We start from the raw sequence: 17,335 nt of genomic DNA on the forward strand, positions 1-17,335 counted from the left end.
AAAATGGGATGCTCCCCTGACTTCTGACTTGCGCGTAGCACTATAATGCTGGGATTGGTGAGATTCTTGATATTCCCACACTTCCCTTCTTTGCTTGACAAAGTAAGAGATATTGGTTTACTATCCTAGATTAATTTTAAAAAAATATTGAGAAAATGTTAAGGCTTTGGGGAATGTCTGCTCTGTTCGTGGTAGGTTGTTATCGCAACCTGAGACAACAAAAGTTTTAGGTTAACAATGATCATCAAATGGAGATATGATGGTGAATTTTCAGTCTATCGGGAAGAAAGTTGCTTCCTTCTTTCTTTTAGTTGCTTTGTGCTTGTCTGTTTTCGTTGCTAACCCTGCTGTAGCTCAAGCTCGTGAGCTTTATGGGGCTGTTAATTCAGATGGTCAAGTATGGTATGGTGAGGGTTTCAAAAGCCGGGAACTCGACGGAGGTATTTATCTTATACAGTTTCAAGAAGGATTTCAAAGTCTGCCAGCACCTACTGTTTCTATATATGGTTCGCCGTGGAAGACTTTCAATATGTCTGCTGCAATTGTTGAAGTCGGACCCGATTATTTGGTCGTACAAACTTCTTCTCCAGATCGTCCTGCCGATAGTGCCTTTACTTTTACGGTTATTGGCGACTAATTACATTTTGGATTCTGTAAAATCCTAGGAATCAAAGTAAGGATTCAGCGAACAGCTATCAGCTATCAGCTGATAGCTGACAATTTCAATTAGCAAGAATAATCCTGGGATTAGTGAGATTGTTGAATGCGATCGCGTAGCGTGGCCTATTGGCCATGGCTTCCCACACTTCCCGACTCCCGATTCCCGATTCCCGATTCCCGACTCCCGACTACTATATACTTATTTCCAATTCCAGTTAAGACCAAAACTTGAGGAGCAGGGGTGATGACTTCAACAGAGAAAGTACTGGTGGCGGGTGCTACAGGTGGGGTTGGACAGCTAACGGTGGCCAAGCTACTAGAGAAAGGTTTTCAGGTTAGTGTTCTGACTCGCAGTGCTGAAAAAGCTCAGGAAATGTTTGATAACCGAGTAGAGATTATAGTTGGTGATATCCGCTATCCCTCTAGGCCGTGTTTTCAAAGTTTTCCGCAAGATTTAGATCCCCCCCAACCCCCCGCGCGGAAGGGGGGAGCCATTCTCAAAGTCCCCCTTTTTTAAGGGGGATTTAGGGGGATCTCCGAGTTTGAAAACACGCCCTAGCCTCCCCCCTGCCATCCAAAATGTCACTCATATCATCTGTTGTACTGGAACTACTGCTTTCCCTTCTAAAAAGTGGGATTTCGACACAATGGATCAGGCGAAAGGATTCCCAAGTGTGATCGAGTGGCTCAAGATCTATCTCAACCCCACCTACGCTCGTACTAAAGCCAAAAATAGTCCTGAGCAAGTTGATGTTATAGGAGTCACCAACCTGGTAGCAGCAGCTCCTAAAGACCTCAAGCGGTTTGTCTTTGTATCCTCTTGTGGTGTGCTACGGAAAGATAAACCACCCTATAGTATTCTTAATTCCTTTGGTGTACTCGATGCCAAACAAAAAGCTGAAGAAATTATCATTAATTCAGGATTACCTTATACTATTATTCGCCCAGGACGATTGATCGACGGTCCGTTTACCTCCTATGATTTAAACACTCTGTTGAAAGCGACAACAGCAGGAAAATTAGGGTTAGTCTTAGGTACCGGGGATACTTTATCAGGTCAAACTAGCCGGATTGATGTGGCATCAGCTTGTGTAGAATCCATTGCTAACTCTGTTACAGTTGGAAAAGTTTTTGAGCTGATAAATAGGGGAGCGAGACCATCAGTAATTGATTGGCCAGGGCTATTTTCTACTCTGGAGTACTTAAGCATTTAGCTATCAGCCGTCAGCGGTCAGCGGTCAGCGGTCAGCGGTCAGCTTATTTTATTCAAAAGCTGTTCGGTGTAGCTTGCCCTACGGCGTTGCTTAATAATGGAATGATTTCAAGACTTTTGTGGAATGGGCATCTTGGTGGAACTGGCATCTTGCCAGTTTCAATATATTTTCGGGCGGGCAGGATGCCCACTCTACTCCTATTCAAAAGAAGATTCAGCAACGCCTGGCCTACGGCCAATGGCTGATAGCTGAATGCTGATAGCTGAAAGCTGAAAGCTGAATGCTGATAGCTGAAAGCTGAATGCTGATAGCTGAAAGCTGATAGCTGATAGCTGAAAGCTTACCTCCCGATTTCCTACTCCCCACTCCCTACTCCCAACCCTCTCGCTAACGTAAACCCTTCAGCAGTGCCTAAAGAGACTTGGTTAGGTAATTGCAAAGCCGCTAAGGTCGAATTGTCCAAGAGCAGGTAAGATTGAGTTGAGCACAAATCTTTTAAAGTATTTTCATCTTGGGGAATCACTTTGCGATCGCTATAAAAATCTAAACTAGGACGCTGATAGGAAAAAGACGTATAGATAATATCCCCTGGAGCCGTATTTTCCTGAATCAAAGCCGCCACTGGCTTAACTGGAAATGCTTCATTTAACTCCCAGAGCCAAGAGTGAGAACTCATTAATAATACCAAAGTTATATACATCCCTATCAATAAAATTGGGATAAAATTGCGGTTATGCTGTTTAATTGTCCAAGCCGCTAGGGTCATGGTTAGGCTTACCACCATACCCATAAGGATTAAAACCGGTTGGGGATCTGCCAAGATAAAATAAATACATCCCCCTAAAGCAGCTACTCCAATAAATCCTAAAATAATTGTTAAAATCTTAGGATAACGACTCCAATGTTGCCAAAATACAGTGAGTTTAGCGGCAACAGCTATAGCAAAAAAGGGATACACAGGCATAATATACCAGGGTAGCTTAGTGGCCATCATAGAAATAATTGTCAAATAGCCGATAGTCCCAATTAAAATTAAACTCCCCCAACTCGTGAGGGGTTTTCGCCAAGCTAGATAGAATCCTCCTAGCCAAAACAATAGCCAAGGGAAAGTATACTTAATTAACTCCAAAAGATAATACCACGCTGATCCTTGATTCCCTTCCACCTTTTCAGAGATGCGAGCAAATCCTTGAGAGAGAAAATGAACATGCCAAAAGGTTGCTCCATAATGCTGCCATTGGGCAATATACCAAACCAAAACCGGTGCGTAACCTAGGACTATGCCCAACCAAAAATAGCGACTTTTCAACAACCCTAAGGTTTTATTGGCCAGAATAAAGACCAAAGCAATTGCCCCTAGAGGCACAACTAATAGACCTTTTGTGAAAGTAATTAGTCCTAAACAAACTCCGATCCCAATTGCCCAATAAGACTGAGCCTGACAAGCTTTAAGTAAGCAAAATAGCAACAGCAAAAACCAAGTATTGATCATGCCATCCAGCATTGCCAAACGTCCGTGGCGCACAACTGGCAACAGGGTTAAGTAGACGCTAGCGGCAAATATGGCACTGAGACGTTGAAGGAATAGTTCTCGTGCTACTAAATAGAGCAGTGGTACTCCACACGCTGACAAAAAAGCACCAGGCAAACGAGTAGTGAATTCTTGGACACCCCCTACTTTATAGCTTAAAGCAATCAGCCAATCCATCAAAGGGGGTTTCAGTAGATAAGGTTCTCCCCACAGAGTAGGATGGAGCCAGTTACCCGTGCGATAGATTTCTCTAGCGATCAGGGCTCTAGTGCCTTCATCCCAGTCCCGTAGGGGTACATTTCCCAGAAAAATACCCCAAAGGAAAAGGGCGGCCAGGAAAAGGCTTAGGATCCACTTGATATCAGTGAGAGAGGGATTTTTTAAGGTAAGTGCTAATTTGTTCATCTATAACAAAGGGAGTAGGGAGTAGGGAGTCGGGAGTAGGGAGTCGGGAGTAGGGAGTCGGGAGTAGGGAGTCGGGAGTCGGGAGACGGGGTAACAAAATTGACTGTACCTCATAAGTATGAAAAACGCTATATTAATGTTTTGACTAGTTTCGCCCTAGGATGGTTATATAGCATTTCCATTTGATTTGTGAACATAATCTCTTTGGGAAAGGCAAGAGGCAAGATTTAATTAAGTATATAGGAATTTTTGGTAATCAAAAAAACTGTAATTATTTTTTTGTATTTATTTATTAACTCTATAGCAGCATTTAAAGCGTTTTTAATAACTATAATGTCCACAGTTTTTTTTTCCTATTCCCTGTTACCTATTCCCTGTTCCCTGTTCCCTGTTCCCTGTCTTGATATAGATTGATAATCAAAAGATGCATCCTCTATCTCCATCAAATCAACTCCCTCTCTATGGCAAAAGAATCATTGTAACAGCACCAAGAACCTATGGGTCTCGGTTATCTCAACAAATCATTAACCAGGGTGGACTTCCCATAGTGATGCCAACCATTGAAACCTGTTTGTTAGAAAATTATCCTGAATTAGATGCTGCTCTCAGGGAAATAAGTAAATTTGATTGGATTGCCTTTACTAGTCGCAACGGAATAGACGCTTTTTTTGCCCGCATGGCATCCTTGGGTATTTCTAAATCTGTGCTGAAAAATTGTCAACTATCTGCCATTGGAAAAGATGCCGAAAGATTGTCGGATTTTGGAGTAACAGCTGATTTAGTTCCGGCTGAAGCTAGCCCAACCGGAATGGTTACTGAATTGTCTAACTATCCAACTATTGATCAGAAAACTATATTAGTTCCTATTCCAAAGGTGGTCGGGATACCAGAACCTAATGTCATTCCCAATTTTATTTCCGGTTTACAGGAATTGGGCATAAAAGTCAGTCCAGTATTGACCTATCAAACCCGAATTTTGGATAAAACTATCTATGATGTAGAATTGAATCTGATTCGTCAAGGCAAGATAGATGTTATTGCTTTTAGTAGCACCGCAGAAGTGACCGCTTTTTTGACAATGGTAAACTCCCCCCAGGATTATAACCATTGTGTCATTGCTTGCTTTGGTCCCTATACCGCTGCTAATACTGAAAACTTGGGGTTAACTGTCTCTATTGTATCTAAAAATTACCGCTCCTTTGAGGGATTTGCGAATGCGATCGCAAACTTTTTTAATAGCTAACTTTCAGCTATCGTAATCCTAAATAAATTGTGATAATTTTTGATGCCATATTCCGTACTTCTTACTCCCGATTCCCGATTCCCGATTCCCGATTCCCGATTCCCGATTCCCTTTGCTATATAATTAGCGAAGGGAAATTTAGGTGGGTGAATGGAAACCAATCAGCCCTCAGTCAACCCCAATACCCCTAATCTAGATCGGCTTCACATCAAGCGCCCCTGCTTGGTAGTTGCTGATCTCGAACGAGCATTCACCATTTACCAAGATATCCTAGGATTTAAGCTCGACTATCTGGCTGAAGCATCCCCAGACTCTTACCTCTACCAAGTGTTTCAGTTTCCCAAAAGTGCTCAGCTCAAATTTGCATCACTCAGTACAGAAGACGAACCTAGAGCCCTAGCCCTGACCGAAGTCAAGGGAATTGAATTACCCACCCCTACCACTCCCTATCGTTTAGCCCTGGTGGTCAGAGTAAAAGACCTGACCCTAACCATTGAGAAAATCCGTGAACTCGGCCTTGAAACCATTGAGCCCAATTACTTTACTAGACCACCAAACCTCAATTTCACTGAGCAAGCATTCTGCGATTACGACGGTCATCGGATTATGCTTTATGATGTGACATCTGGTTGAGTAATTTAGCGAAGGGAATAGGGAGTCGCACCTCTGCATCGCTATTCCCGACTCCCAGATCCGCTGTTCCCTTTGCTATAGTTATTGCTTCTAAAAGAACGTGAGAAAAATCCTTGGGCTGAGCTTGATTGCCATTGGTTTAGCCATTGGGTGGTTATCTATCCGGAATCACCAGCCACCCGATGCCCTCTCTTCAGATGTTTCGCCACCCCAGAAACAGATCAAATACCAATCCCATCCTCTAGACTTTAGTGTGGTTCATACCTTATTAATTCCAGCTGAAAGTGGATTTTCCGTTACTCCAGCCATATCGGAACAGTTAATCACCTTAGAAGATTTAGCCCAAAAGCACCAAGCTGTAGCTGCCATCAACGGCGGTTTTTTTGACCCAAAAAATCAGAAGACCACCTCAATCGTAATCAAGCAAGGGCAACTAGTAGCAGATCCCCGTGACAACCAGGGGCTAATCCAAAATCCCAACTTACAGCCCTACATGGATAAAATTCTCAATCGATCAGAATTTCGGCGATACCGTTGTGGGTCAACAGTCCGCTATGATATTACCCTACACAGTGAACCGACCCCCCCCGGTTGTCAATTATTAGATGCCCTAGGCAGTGGTCCGTTGCTGGTTCCACAAATTACATCAGTCACCGAAGGTTTTGTAGCTGTAGAAAATGGCAAAGTCATACGAGATGCCCTAGGGAGCAGCCGACTCAATGCTAGAAGTGCAGTCGGTATTACTCCTGATGGCAGCATTTTGTTAGTCATGGTCGCTCAAAAACCAGAAGCTCCCAGAAATTCCGGTATGTCGTTCAGGGCCCTAGCTACCTTCCTGAAAACTGCTGGGGTGGAAAAAGCCATGAATCTAGATGGAGGAAGCTCCTCCGCTCTTTATTATAACGGCAAAACCATTTATGGGAGAGTGGACAAAAACGGAAATCGAATCAAACGAAAAATTAAATCGATTCTAATGGTTAACCAAGACCCGTGACTAGTAGGGAGTCGGGAGCGGTGCGACCCGTGGCGAATTTAATTCGACGACTGTAAGCGCACCGAGGGAGTCGGGAGTCGGAACGATCTGAAAATATAATCAGTCCTTAATTATTATATAGCAGTTCTCCTCTTTATGAGGTACACAGGATTTTTGACCTATTCCCGTTTTCCTATTCCCGATTCCCGATTCCCGATTCCCTATTCCCTAAAATCCAAAACTTGTGTACCTCACCTATTTTAGAAATGCTATAAGAAGATAATAGATGGCATTAGTGAAAAAGTAAATGGCTAAGAAAGTAGCACTGCTGATCGCGGTTGATCAGTATGCAGAAGGTTTAACTACCCATCAAGCTGCCTCCCATGATGTGCAAGCAATGCAGCGAGTTTTACAAGAGAAAACCCTAGGGGATTTTAATCGGGTAGACTTGCTGCTCAATCCCAATATGGTCAACCTAAAAGAGGCAATTCAGAACCTAGTTGACCAATGTGGTGTCAATGACTTAGCCCTAGTTTTTTTCTCTGGCCAAGGAATTATTAATCAGGATGGTAAACTGTATTTAACAACTAGCATCACGACTAAAGATAACCTTGAAGGTACTGCATTACCCGCTTCTTTTTTACACCAGCAATTTAGTCGTAGTGATGCTCAGCAACAAATAGTAATTCTTGAGTGTGATTACTATAGTGCTTCCGCTGATGGTTCGCTGACAGAACCTGTGAGTGTCAATCTCAAGGAAGAACTCAGTGCTCCAGGGCGAGCAGTTCTCACCTCCTCCACAACTACACAAACCTCTTTTGAACAGGAAGCACCTCATTGTTCCCTTTACACCCAGTACTTAGTCGAAGGCATTGAAACTGGTGCAGCAGACCGAGATGGGGCTGGCTTAATCTATGTTCGTGAATTACATAACTATGCCACCGAAAAAGTCCAGACTATTAAGCCCCAGATCGAGCCAGCTCTGTTTCTCGATAATAAAGGGTTGGATATTTTACTGACTATTTTAATGAATAAAGACCCCAAGGATGATCCCGATAGTGAGTATCGCAAAATCGAAGCCAAGTATCGCAAAATTGTGGAAAACTATGAACGGTATGGTAAGATTCCTGAAATTGTTCAATATACATTAAATAAAAAACACAAAGAGTTGGGGATAACTGTTGACCTACACCAACCTGACCAACTCATTTCTGATCAAGGCATAGACTACTCTAACTTGCGAGATTTACTCAAAGCCGGTAAATGGAAAGAAGCCGATCAGGAAACCTTTGCTCTAATGGTTAAAGCAGTTGATCGAGAAGAAGACAACAATCTCGATCCTGAGTCAATCAAGAATTTTCCCTGCACCGATCTACACACCATTGAGCAGCTTTGGCTAAAGTATAGCAGTGGGCAATTCGGCTTCAGTTTGCAAAAAGAAATTTGGCAGAAGCTTGGGGGAAAACTTGATAGTGACGAGAATAACGTTGATAAACTAGAATTCAACCGAAGCGTGTATGTTTTGAGTTCCTATTACAACCCAAACAGTATTTCCCGCAGTAATTATTTCCCTAACATATTAGCGTATCAAACTCAGCTTTATCAACAATTTGGTCATAGTGTGGGATGGCGACAGCGCAAAGGATTGCACCTCAGAAGACGATGGAAAAATTATGAAGACCTTACATTTTCCGTAATCTGGGCTCCAGTGGGTCACCTGCCAACTCTGGTTGGTCGTGATGGCATGAATTTGGGAGTATTATCGATTTGGAGGATGAGGGTTAATTTATTCTCTCACCTTGAGGAGTGTTGGTTATAGCGTTTGTAAGTATTCAGCTATCAGCCGTCAGCGTGTCGCGTATCAGCTTATGGGCACGCTACTTGAGGTGCAGCCTGGTCTTGGGGGTTTCCCCCACTCGCGCTTTGCATCAAGACAGTGTGGCACAGGCTTCGACGCATCGGACCTATTAGCTGATAGCTGACAGCTGAACGCTTAGGTTGAGGAAATGCCAAGCTGGAGAAATAATTCTCAGCACAAATAAGAATCATGAATCGAAACCGTTTCAAAGTTGGAACCTTTAACCTATGCAACTTAGTGCTACCAGATGTCCTATACTATAGAAAAAAGATATATACCCAAACAGAGTACGCTCTTAAGACCACCTGGATCGCTGAACAACTGAAGAAGATGAAAGCTGACATTGTTGGCTTTCAAGAGGTATTTCATAAAGAAGCTCTCCAACAAGCACTGGCTCAGAGCCAAGTTTATGACAATGCCACCACTGTGTTCGCAAACCCTACGGGTAAAAGTCCAGTTGTTGCCCTGACCTCCAGGTTTCCAGTGCTTGAATACAACGTCATCAAAGATTTTCCCACTACGGCATGCCTGGATATCCAAGGAACAGACATCCCACTCAAGCGTTTTTCTCGACCAGTGTTGGAAGCACATCTCAAGCTGAGTGACACGATTGATTGTACAGTTTTTGTAATTCACCTCAAGTCCAAGCGTCCGATCATCCCAGATGGAGTAGACCGCAACGACCCAATTGAACAAGCCAAAGGACAAGCGAGATCTCTAATCCTCCGAGCAGCTGAAGCAACAGCTTTGCGGGTAATTTTGATGGATAAGCTTCAGCACAGGGATCATCCGGTAATAGTTATGGGTGATGTCAATGATAGTGGTCTGGCTATAACCTCTCAAATCGTTTCTGGAGAGCCTCCTTTGAGAAAACTCTGGTTTCAGCAAAAGCAGATCATCTGGGATGTGTTGTTGTATTACGTCAAAGACATTCAAGCTCGACAAAACTATGGTGACTTCTACTACACCCACATCCATAATGGCCACCACGAGAGCCTAGATCACATCCTGGTTAGTCAGGAATTCGTGGTTCAAAATCCCAAACGCATTGGCAGAGTTGGGTATGTCTCCCTTTTCAATGATCATCTGATCGACGAAACTTTGAGTGAAGAGAAAATTGAGACTTGGCAATCTGATCACGGACAGGTCGTTGTCTCCATCGAACTTGATTCATAAGGTGATGTATGAACACTGAAGAGATAGCTAACATTTTCAACTTACCTCCTGAACTTCCTACCGAAGAACTGTTTGAACCGTTGATATCTAGCCAGAGCGTATTAATCGAGCGCATCATCTCCACTGGACAAACTACACCAACCGGAGAGTGGTATGACCAAGACCAAGACGAATGGGTAATCCTCTTACAAGGGCAAGCAACCCTTGCCTACCTTGACGGTTCCAGTGTCAAGCTCAAAGCAGGGGATTATCTATTTATTAAAGCTCATCAAAAGCATCGAGTTGAATATACCAGTGCTGAGCCACCCTGCATTTGGCTAGCCGTTCATGGCAATTTGCAACAGCAGCAGACGTAGGCAAAATTTTCAGGACTTACGCAAAACTGGGCGTTGCTTAATAATGGAATGATTTCAAGACTTTTGTGGAATGGGCATCAGGCGTGGAACGGGCATCTTGCCCGTTACAATCTTCGGGCGGGCAGGATGCCCACTCTACTCCTATTCATTCGAAGATTCAGCAACGCCCAAAACTGGACTCTAAACCCGCTTATAGCATTTCTCAAATAGATCAGGTATCAGAAACGCTATAGAGTAATCGCCCTTCAAGTATGATCCTAAAGTATTAAGTTTTGTAAAACGTTTCATAACTTGATTAGCTAGCCCTGATTACTTACTAGAGGTTACTGTTGTGATGGGGAAATGCGATCGCTATTTATTGTCGTCTCATTTTCCCTTAACTCTAGTAAATTTATATTTCCGAAATCACTCTAAATCAGGAAACTCTCTCCCTAGATGGGAATAGTTTATATAAGCCCAACCAAGACCAGACTACCTTCAATGACAGTTCATAGACAGTTCATAGAAGTGTAGGACCCGAGTGAACTAGGAGATGATCATAAGACGCCGATGTCACTAGAAAATGGATTAAATGCTCTCCAACAAAAACGTTATGCAGAGGCGGTGCAATGGCTAGAAGACTATTGCCACTATTGCCAACATTCTCGCGATCACCATTCTCAAGAGTATAGTCAAGCCCAAGCAGCTCTGGTGAAAGCCTATAGCGGCAATGGTGAGAACAAAAAAGCGATCGCCCTCTGTCGGAAGTTAGAAAATCACCCAAATTCCCAGGTCAGCAATTGGGCAAAAAAATGTCTGGCCACCCTCACTTCAAAGTCAACAAAAACAACCCTAACAAAAACAACAGCGAAAGCCATGTCAAAATCCCGTCACAAAGCCGGAAGAGTGGCGCAAACTGGAATCAGGTTAGCCATGAAAGGCATTGCCAGTAATCTTGCCCTTGCCTCTGGTGTTACCATCTCTTTACTATTTGGGATGGTATTAGTCTTATCTCTGAGTTTGCTGCTAATCCTGAATAGTAACAATCCTGTTACTGGATTAATCATCTCAGTTGCCATCACCCTAATTTTTAACAAATCTGGGAGGCAAGAGGGGTCTATCCATCCCCATCCGTGCATAGGGATGGGGATGGATAGACCCCTTGCCGTAGGCCACGCTATGGGAACAAGAGTATTTAGCAATGGGTTGACAATGTAACACAAAATATATATAATGGTACATAAGGTCGATAAACAAGGTAAAAGCAGTGAGACATCAGGCAGTCAAGGTCAGAATTTACCCCACACAGGAGCAAATTCATATACTTGCTCAGCACTTTGGTTGTGCTCGCTGGTGGTGGAATTATGCACTGAATCAGTGTATAGAAACCTACAAAGAAACAGGCTTTGGATTGTCTCGCGCTGCCCTCAATTCTATACTACCAAAACTCAAAAAAGATAAAGAAACTGAATGGCTAAAAGATTGCTACTCTCAAGTATTGCAATCTGTGAGTCTAAATCTTAGCCGTGCATATCACTTTTTTGAGGGGAGAGCCAAATATCCTAGATTTAAATCATATCATCATCGCCAATCAATTCAATACCCACAGCGTGTATGCCGCGTAGGTGACTGTCTTAAATTTCCTGGAAAACTAGGAATTGTCAAGGCAATAATCCACCGACCACTAGACGGAGAAATCAAGACTGTTACAGTTAGCAAAACTCCATCTGGGAAATACTACGCTTCTGTGCTGATGGAGTACGACTCAGACAATGTAAAACCTTCCACAGACGGAAAGGTTATTGGGATTGATTTAGGTATCAAGGATTTTGCTATTACCTATGATGGCGAAAAGACCTCTAAATTTGCCAATCCAAGACACTTAGCCAAATACGAACGAAAATTAGCCAAAAAGCAGCGTATTGCTGCCCGAAAGAAGAAGGGTAGTAATGGACGTAGGAAGGCTAGAAAGATTGTAGCTAAGGTATACGAACAGATTGGAAATGTCCGCCAAGACTACCTGCACAAGTTGTCTAGAAAAATAGTTGACAACAACCAAGTGGTGGTAGTCGAAAACCTGAATGTCAAGGGCATGGTTCGTAACCACAAATTAGCTAAAGCAATATCTGATCTGGGTTGGGGAACTTTTGTAAACTTCTTGTCTTATAAGTGTGAAAAAGAAGGAAAGGTATTGGTTGAGATAAACCGGTGGTTCCCCAGCTCTAAAACCTGCTCTAATTGTCATTACCAAATCAAGGAGTTGCTGCTTGATGTAAGAGCTTGGACTTGTCCAAGTTGTGGAACTCACCACGATAGAGATGGTAATGCGGCAAAGAACATTAGAGCAGAAGGAATCAGAGTGCTATCCTCCTCTGGGACGGGGGAGGTCAACGCCAGGGGAGAAGAAGTAAGACCAAGACGCGGACGTCCGCCCAGGTTGAGGTGCGACCCGTGGCGAATTTAATTCGCCGACGGAAAGCGCACCTTCGGCATTCTTCCGTGAAGCTGGAAGCCCCAACTTGGCCGTAGGCCACGCTTCGCGAACAACGGAGTAAGTTGGGGTAGTTCACTGTGTGACCCCTACGCCAGTCCTTTGCGTGGTCGTCCAGTGAAACTCCAAGGTGAGTTAATTGGTCGCGGCGATGCTGGCTATAAATTTGGTTCCGATCTCAAGCTTCAAGACCGCAGTGGGATGATTTATACGCGCTATGCTTCTCGCTTTGGTCCAATCGGTAACTTCCTCTTTGGTAGCAGTAAGGTGCAGAACTTAATTGGCTCCCAAGTTAATGTAGTTGGCTGGTTCCGCAGAGGAATTGCCCCTTGGCTAGACTTGATCCACTTGGAAAACAATAACACCACTGTCAACAGCTACCATCGTTTCTGGTCATTGACTGTTGCAGTTGGAGCAATTATTTTGGGTTTTGGACTTTTCTTTGTCCTTTGATATCATCTCCGGTTGTTTCGGGAGTCGGGAGCGGTGCAGCGATTAGCGCGATCTAGCGCGGTCTTTGCTACTGTTCCCTATTCCCTATTCCCTATTCCCTTTGTTATACTTTAAAACTTAATCTAGTCTCACCTCTTTTGATAGGTGTCTAAACCAATTAAAGTACAAACAAATAGATAGGATAATAAATAAAAATAACAGGATTCCAAAATTATCCCAACGTTTCATCATCAACATGATTCCCATTAAAAACAAGACTATCTGCCAAGGAATCCCGATCAATGTCGATAGAATATCCCGCCGATTCTCGTTCCTGATTTTTGCCTGACTATTAGCTGGGAGGTTTTGACGGATTACTCCCCAAAACCCAAACGGTCGAGTCACTCGATAGAAATTATCCATCACCTCCCGGTCAGTTGGCTCAGTTAAAAATGTCCCTAGGATACATCCTAGTAATGAGCAAATGCTGGGAATGAGAAACAGCGCATATTCCTGAAATTGAGCGTAATTTAAGTTGGGTATTACTATTGCCTTGGTTAAAATAGCTGCTACCATCCCCGCCACTGTCCCAAGGGCAAATCCATATCCATTAAAGCGCCACCAGTACCATCTCAACACCAGAGGAATAGACAGTCCAGCACCTAGTCCCAGGGTTAGCCATCCCCAAATATCATTGATATTGGTGATATTGAAACTAAATAGCAATCCCACCACTACAATTACAATTGATGCCCAGCGGCTTTGAACAATCAGTTGTTGGCTAGAGGCTTGGGGATTGATATAAGCTTGATAAATATCCTTAACCCAGTAAGCAGCACTAGCATTGATGATGGAGTCAAAGGTAGACATAGCTGCTGCAATAAAACAAGCGATCAGCAACCCTTTTATCCCCACTGGCACATATTCTGCGATCACCGTTGGTAAGATAAGTTCAGGGTCAGCAATTACCGCTTTAGTGGTTCCGTAATGGATACCCAATACTGCAAAGGCTGTAACCAAGGGCCAACGAAAAGAAAGCAAGATTATCCAAAATAGGGACAGTAACCCGGCTTCGCGATCGCTTTTAGCGGCAAAATAGCGTTGGATCATATAGCCACCCCCGCCGCCAAACCCTACCATAATTTCTTTGAACAGATAGAATAAAATTACGCCACCGAACAAATTGAATATGGCATAGTCTCCCGGTAGATCAACTGTGATTGGGGGCGAGATGCTGCTCCACTCCGTGAAATTCCAGGTTTGTAATTGCTCAGCCCCAGGAATCGAGACCGAGAAGGTATCCGGGATAGTTGCCGTAGAGAATGCGATCGCACAAATATAGATAATCGCAATAAAAATCAAAATACCTTGAAATACATCCGTCCATACCACGCCGTAAAAACCGCTAACAGCCGTGTATACCAGGGCGAGCAAAATCAAAAATATCGAAGCATAGCGGTCATCAATACCCAGAAATTCCCCCAAGAATTTGCCCCCCCCAACCGAAAAGTAACTCATTGAGCCAATCGCAAAGATAATATTAGCAACAGCACTTATGATCCGAGCCGTATTGCCTTCCCTTCCTGAGCCGAAGCGCAAGTGCATCCATTCCGCCAAAGTCATTACATTTGCCCGTCGGTTCCACTTGCCCATGAATATCATAAAAATAGCCATAATTAAGACAACGCCACCCCGGATCTCGATCAAAAATCCCTTCGTTCCCAGAGCATAAATTAAGGCGCTGATCACCATCGTGCCAGCCAAGTCAGTATTGGACGCCATTCCAGAAGCCCCCAAAACCCACCAGGGCAGATTGCGATTTCCCAAAAAGTAGGATTCTATACCCTCAGATGCTTTCCGTTGAAGAATAACCCCAAAAACAACTATGCAAATCAGGTAAATAGTAACAATGATGTAATCAACTGGATGCATGAATTTTATTATGAAGGATTAATTAAAAAAAACCTAATTACAGTAGGGTGGGCAAAGTAATATTATCTAGAATACTCAAAAAAAACAAACTGTTTTTGCCCACCCGACAAGCTTGAGTGTCAAATAAATACCAATTACAGTAGGGTGGGCAAAGTAATATAATCTAGAATACTCAAAAAAACCAAACTGTTTTTGCCCACCCTACAAGCTCATGGGGAAAACTCTCTGTGCCCTTGCTGAATCGCTACTAGACCGTTTTTAGGCGTCCAGGAATCACCATCACTGGACAATCAGCTTTCTGTAAAATTCCCTCGCTGATGCTGCCCACTAAAGCTTTGTAGAGACCGCTGTGTCCATGAGAACCGACCACAATTAAATCGACTGCTAATTTCTGTGCTTGTGCCAAAATTGTCTCAACTATTGGTCCTTGGATCAGCAAGGCTGCCGCATCAATACCTTTTTGGCGTGAATTTTCTGCCCACTTTTGTAGCTGGCGATGCTCCTTGCGAAACTTGTGAGCTATATAATCTCGCTCGGTCTGAGGTCCAGTTTGATAGCCAACAAAATCAGGCTCAGGTTCAGCAATGTGGATTAGCCATAATTTGCTCTTGGTTGCCGCTGCTAAAGACTCGGCTTGGGCAATCACTACTGGTGTGATCTCGGAAAAATCAATGGCGACAAGAAAGTTTTGCATGATATCAAGTCCGAAGCGCATTGGTATTGTATAACACAAGAGTCTTCTGCAGGTGTTGAGGCTATGGACACTCGATACCAATAACAAATGACAACGGACTTTTGACCAAAAAACTAACACGTAAGCATTCAGCTAATGCGCTACAGATGGTGCTACTTGAGGTGCTATCAGCTATCAGCAGTCAGCTAACGCCATAGCTTCATGCTGCACAAGCAGTTACTATAGAGTACCTCAATCAATTGTGTGTGAGAATTTTTGATGCCATATTCCCTACTCCCTACTCCCTACTCCCTATTCCCTATTCCCTATTCCCTATTCCCTGTTCCCTTTGCTATAGCTGATAGCTGACTGCACCTCAAGTAGCGCATATGCTTAGAGGATATCTGAAAAGTTTTTTGATACTGAATTTTGCCCCCCTAGCCCCCCAATTCTGGGGGGAACAAGAATCAATTTGCTGGTAGAAGTCCCCCAAAATTGGGGGATTTAGGGGGCTTGGATGTAGCAAATGAGACTTTTCAGACAACCTCTTAGAGGATACGTGATATTATAGATGAACCCTGAGCAATTAAAGTTTAAAAAAAACTTTAGTAATCAACAATCAACAATCAACAATCAATCCTTAAATTGATAATTTTCCTGGAAGCATAATATGGACAATTGTTTGTTTTACTGGGAAACTGCTTATGTTTAATTCTCCACCGTGTAATTCAGTTAGCAGTTTGGCAATAATCAACCCTAATCCAGAGCCTTGTTGTTCGTATAGTTTACGATCAAATTGCATATAGGCTCCGAGTTTAGCAATTTGAGTTGGTGTCATGCCTCGTCCCTGATCGATCACCAAAAGATTCAAGTGATTATCCTGAAAATAACTCTGAATCTGAATCGGCTTACCAAGGTCGGAAAACTTCAAGGCATTATCAATGATTTCTTCAACAATTTTAGTGAATTTTGATTGGGAAATTTTTACAACTGCTTCTTGCAGTTCTAAGTGCAAATCGTCTTTCCGGTTTACCTTCTTAAATTTTTGCATAGCAAGGTCTTGGATAATTGTTCTAGTAAAACTTTGCTCTCCATAATTAATCAGCTTCCTGGCTTGCTTAGGTTGTTGCTCGATTCGCGCTAGTTCTGCATAGAGTAAAAAATTATGGGTGAGCCGATATAAACGTTCCCCAGAGACACAAATTTGCTGAAGCATGTCCATAGCTTCATCACGATCTATAGTATCATAGTCTTCTATGAGGAATTGGGCAAGATTCAAAATACCATTGAGAGGAGTACGCAACTCATGAGGTAGTGCATGAGTAATGCAATCTCGCAATTCATCGACCTGTTTCTGAGATTCTTGCTCAAAAGCCATCTGCTTGGCTATGCGGGTTGTGACTGCTCCTAATAATTCATCTCTAGTAAATGGCTTGGTCAGATAATCATCTGCGCCCAGTTCCATCCCCATACGCAGATCAGATTTTGTAGATTTAGCCGTAAGAAAAATCAAGGTAATTGTCTGGGTGGATGGAATTTCTTGTAACTGAATCATTACACCATAACCATCCAGTTTCGGCATTTTAATATCGCAAATAATCAAATCAGGACTTTCTTTTTTCGCCAATTCCACACCTATTTCACCATTTTCTGCTTGAATAACATCGAAATTTTCTGCCCGAAGTATTTCAACAACAATGCTACGGATATCTTCCTCGTCTTCAATAACTAAAATCTGCGACATAGATCATTTTATCCTTAAACAACTTAACATTGATA

Annotated in this window: 16 protein-coding genes and 2 pseudogenes; 14 read left to right on the top strand and 4 right to left on the bottom strand. The window is 43.0% G+C overall.

The window, feature by feature from the left end; genetic code table 11:
- The first annotated feature begins 256 nt into the window (after positions 1 to 256).
- From LYNGBM3L_RS03450 to LYNGBM3L_RS45405, 4 genes and pseudogenes are all read left to right on the top strand, one after another.
- Positions 257 to 637 (top strand): hypothetical protein, encoded by a 381-nt coding sequence (locus tag LYNGBM3L_RS03450; protein WP_008179137.1) that lies wholly within the window; start codon positions 257 to 259, stop codon positions 635 to 637.
- 126 nt (positions 638 to 763) lie between these two features.
- Positions 764 to 892 carry a hypothetical protein gene (locus LYNGBM3L_RS48330; protein WP_267871978.1) on the top strand — a complete coding sequence of 43 codons (129 nt, stop codon included), beginning with the start codon at positions 764 to 766 and terminating at the stop codon, positions 890 to 892.
- Positions 893 to 904: 12 nt separating this feature from the next.
- Positions 905 to 1,874 (top strand): annotated as a pseudogene (locus tag LYNGBM3L_RS50110) (SDR family oxidoreductase).
- Positions 1,832 to 2,119, top strand: a complete 288-nt coding sequence (locus LYNGBM3L_RS45405; RefSeq protein ID WP_131826986.1) for a hypothetical protein — start codon at positions 1,832 to 1,834, stop codon at positions 2,117 to 2,119. The pseudogene LYNGBM3L_RS50110 and the gene LYNGBM3L_RS45405 overlap by 43 nt, the downstream one beginning before the upstream one ends.
- Positions 2,120 to 2,229: 110 nt before the next feature.
- Here LYNGBM3L_RS45405 and LYNGBM3L_RS03465 read toward each other — a convergent pair whose 3' ends face one another.
- A complete protein-coding gene (locus LYNGBM3L_RS03465; RefSeq protein ID WP_008179142.1) occupies positions 2,230 to 3,810 on the bottom strand; it encodes an ArnT family glycosyltransferase in 1,581 nt (526 codons plus the stop codon).
- Positions 3,811 to 4,234: 424 nt separating this feature from the next.
- Here LYNGBM3L_RS03465 and LYNGBM3L_RS03470 point away from each other — a divergent pair, with 424 nt between their 5' ends.
- The 10 genes and pseudogenes from LYNGBM3L_RS03470 to LYNGBM3L_RS03510 all read left to right on the top strand — a co-directional run.
- Positions 4,235 to 5,053 (top strand): uroporphyrinogen-III synthase, encoded by an 819-nt coding sequence (locus tag LYNGBM3L_RS03470; RefSeq protein ID WP_008179144.1) that lies wholly within the window; start codon positions 4,235 to 4,237, stop codon positions 5,051 to 5,053.
- Between the two features lie 29 nt (positions 5,054 to 5,082).
- A complete protein-coding gene (locus LYNGBM3L_RS42710; RefSeq protein WP_154659662.1) occupies positions 5,083 to 5,244 on the top strand; it encodes a hypothetical protein in 162 nt (53 codons plus the stop codon).
- Positions 5,204 to 5,686 (top strand): VOC family protein, encoded by a 483-nt coding sequence (locus tag LYNGBM3L_RS03475; RefSeq protein WP_008179147.1) that lies wholly within the window; start codon positions 5,204 to 5,206, stop codon positions 5,684 to 5,686. Before LYNGBM3L_RS42710 ends, LYNGBM3L_RS03475 begins: the two co-directional genes overlap by 41 nt.
- Positions 5,687 to 5,786: 100 nt before the next feature.
- Positions 5,787 to 6,680 (top strand): phosphodiester glycosidase family protein, encoded by an 894-nt coding sequence (locus tag LYNGBM3L_RS03480; protein WP_008179149.1) that lies wholly within the window; start codon positions 5,787 to 5,789, stop codon positions 6,678 to 6,680.
- A 286-nt stretch (positions 6,681 to 6,966) separates the two neighbouring features.
- The gene (locus LYNGBM3L_RS03485; protein ID WP_008179151.1) at positions 6,967 to 8,478 is read left to right on the top strand and encodes a GUN4 domain-containing protein; all 1,512 of its coding nucleotides are present in this window, start codon (positions 6,967 to 6,969) and stop codon (positions 8,476 to 8,478) included.
- 228 nt (positions 8,479 to 8,706) lie between these two features.
- A complete protein-coding gene (locus LYNGBM3L_RS03490) occupies positions 8,707 to 9,693 on the top strand; it encodes an endonuclease/exonuclease/phosphatase family protein (RefSeq protein WP_008179155.1) in 987 nt (328 codons plus the stop codon).
- 8 nt (positions 9,694 to 9,701) lie between these two features.
- Positions 9,702 to 10,049: a cupin domain-containing protein gene (locus tag LYNGBM3L_RS03495; protein ID WP_008179156.1), complete on the top strand. Its 348-nt coding sequence runs from the start codon at positions 9,702 to 9,704 to the stop codon at positions 10,047 to 10,049.
- 549 nt (positions 10,050 to 10,598) lie between these two features.
- Entirely contained in the window at positions 10,599 to 11,246 is a 648-nt protein-coding gene (locus LYNGBM3L_RS03500; RefSeq protein ID WP_008179158.1) for a hypothetical protein, read from the top strand.
- A 49-nt stretch (positions 11,247 to 11,295) separates the two neighbouring features.
- Complete coding sequence (locus LYNGBM3L_RS03505) at positions 11,296 to 12,492, top strand: RNA-guided endonuclease InsQ/TnpB family protein (protein WP_008179160.1); 1,197 nt, start codon at positions 11,296 to 11,298, stop codon at positions 12,490 to 12,492.
- Between the two features lie 105 nt (positions 12,493 to 12,597).
- Positions 12,598 to 12,972, top strand: a pseudogene (locus tag LYNGBM3L_RS03510) (peptidase M48); the annotation flags it as partial.
- 117 nt (positions 12,973 to 13,089) lie between these two features.
- Here LYNGBM3L_RS03510 and LYNGBM3L_RS03515 read toward each other — a convergent pair.
- From LYNGBM3L_RS03515 to LYNGBM3L_RS03525, 3 genes are all read right to left on the bottom strand, one after another.
- Complete coding sequence (locus tag LYNGBM3L_RS03515; RefSeq protein WP_008179163.1) at positions 13,090 to 14,883, bottom strand: sodium:solute symporter family transporter; 1,794 nt, start codon at positions 14,881 to 14,883, stop codon at positions 13,090 to 13,092.
- Positions 14,884 to 15,130: 247 nt separating this feature from the next.
- Positions 15,131 to 15,598 (bottom strand): universal stress protein, encoded by a 468-nt coding sequence (locus LYNGBM3L_RS03520; RefSeq protein ID WP_008179165.1) that lies wholly within the window; start codon positions 15,596 to 15,598, stop codon positions 15,131 to 15,133.
- 598 nt (positions 15,599 to 16,196) lie between these two features.
- Positions 16,197 to 17,300, bottom strand: a complete 1,104-nt coding sequence (locus LYNGBM3L_RS03525; RefSeq protein ID WP_008179171.1) for a hybrid sensor histidine kinase/response regulator — start codon at positions 17,298 to 17,300, stop codon at positions 16,197 to 16,199.
- Positions 17,301 to 17,335: the final 35 nt, after the last annotated feature.

The organism is Moorena producens 3L, assembly GCF_000211815.1.
In the GTDB taxonomy this organism is placed as follows: domain Bacteria; phylum Cyanobacteriota; class Cyanobacteriia; order Cyanobacteriales; family Coleofasciculaceae; genus Moorena; species Moorena producens.

What these genes read in the sequence shown, in the direction of transcription:
- LYNGBM3L_RS03450 (WP_008179137.1), top strand. Translation starts at nt 257, where the DNA reads ATGATGGTGAATTTTCAGTCTATCGGGAAGAAAGTTGCTTCCTTCTTT.
- LYNGBM3L_RS48330 (WP_267871978.1), top strand. Translation starts at nt 764, where the DNA reads ATGCGATCGCGTAGCGTGGCCTATTGGCCATGGCTTCCCACACTTCCC.
- LYNGBM3L_RS03465 (WP_008179142.1), bottom strand. Translation starts at nt 3,810, where the DNA reads ATGAACAAATTAGCACTTACCTTAAAAAATCCCTCTCTCACTGATATC.
- LYNGBM3L_RS03470 (WP_008179144.1), top strand. Translation starts at nt 4,235, where the DNA reads ATGCATCCTCTATCTCCATCAAATCAACTCCCTCTCTATGGCAAAAGA.
- LYNGBM3L_RS03475 (WP_008179147.1), top strand. Translation starts at nt 5,204, where the DNA reads ATGGAAACCAATCAGCCCTCAGTCAACCCCAATACCCCTAATCTAGAT.
- LYNGBM3L_RS03485 (WP_008179151.1), top strand. Translation starts at nt 6,967, where the DNA reads ATGGCTAAGAAAGTAGCACTGCTGATCGCGGTTGATCAGTATGCAGAA.
- LYNGBM3L_RS03490 (WP_008179155.1), top strand. Translation starts at nt 8,707, where the DNA reads ATGAATCGAAACCGTTTCAAAGTTGGAACCTTTAACCTATGCAACTTA.
- LYNGBM3L_RS03495 (WP_008179156.1), top strand. Translation starts at nt 9,702, where the DNA reads ATGAACACTGAAGAGATAGCTAACATTTTCAACTTACCTCCTGAACTT.
- LYNGBM3L_RS03500 (WP_008179158.1), top strand. Translation starts at nt 10,599, where the DNA reads ATGTCACTAGAAAATGGATTAAATGCTCTCCAACAAAAACGTTATGCA.
- LYNGBM3L_RS03515 (WP_008179163.1), bottom strand. Translation starts at nt 14,883, where the DNA reads ATGCATCCAGTTGATTACATCATTGTTACTATTTACCTGATTTGCATA.
- LYNGBM3L_RS03520 (WP_008179165.1), bottom strand. Translation starts at nt 15,598, where the DNA reads ATGCGCTTCGGACTTGATATCATGCAAAACTTTCTTGTCGCCATTGAT.
- LYNGBM3L_RS03525 (WP_008179171.1), bottom strand. Translation starts at nt 17,300, where the DNA reads ATGTCGCAGATTTTAGTTATTGAAGACGAGGAAGATATCCGTAGCATT.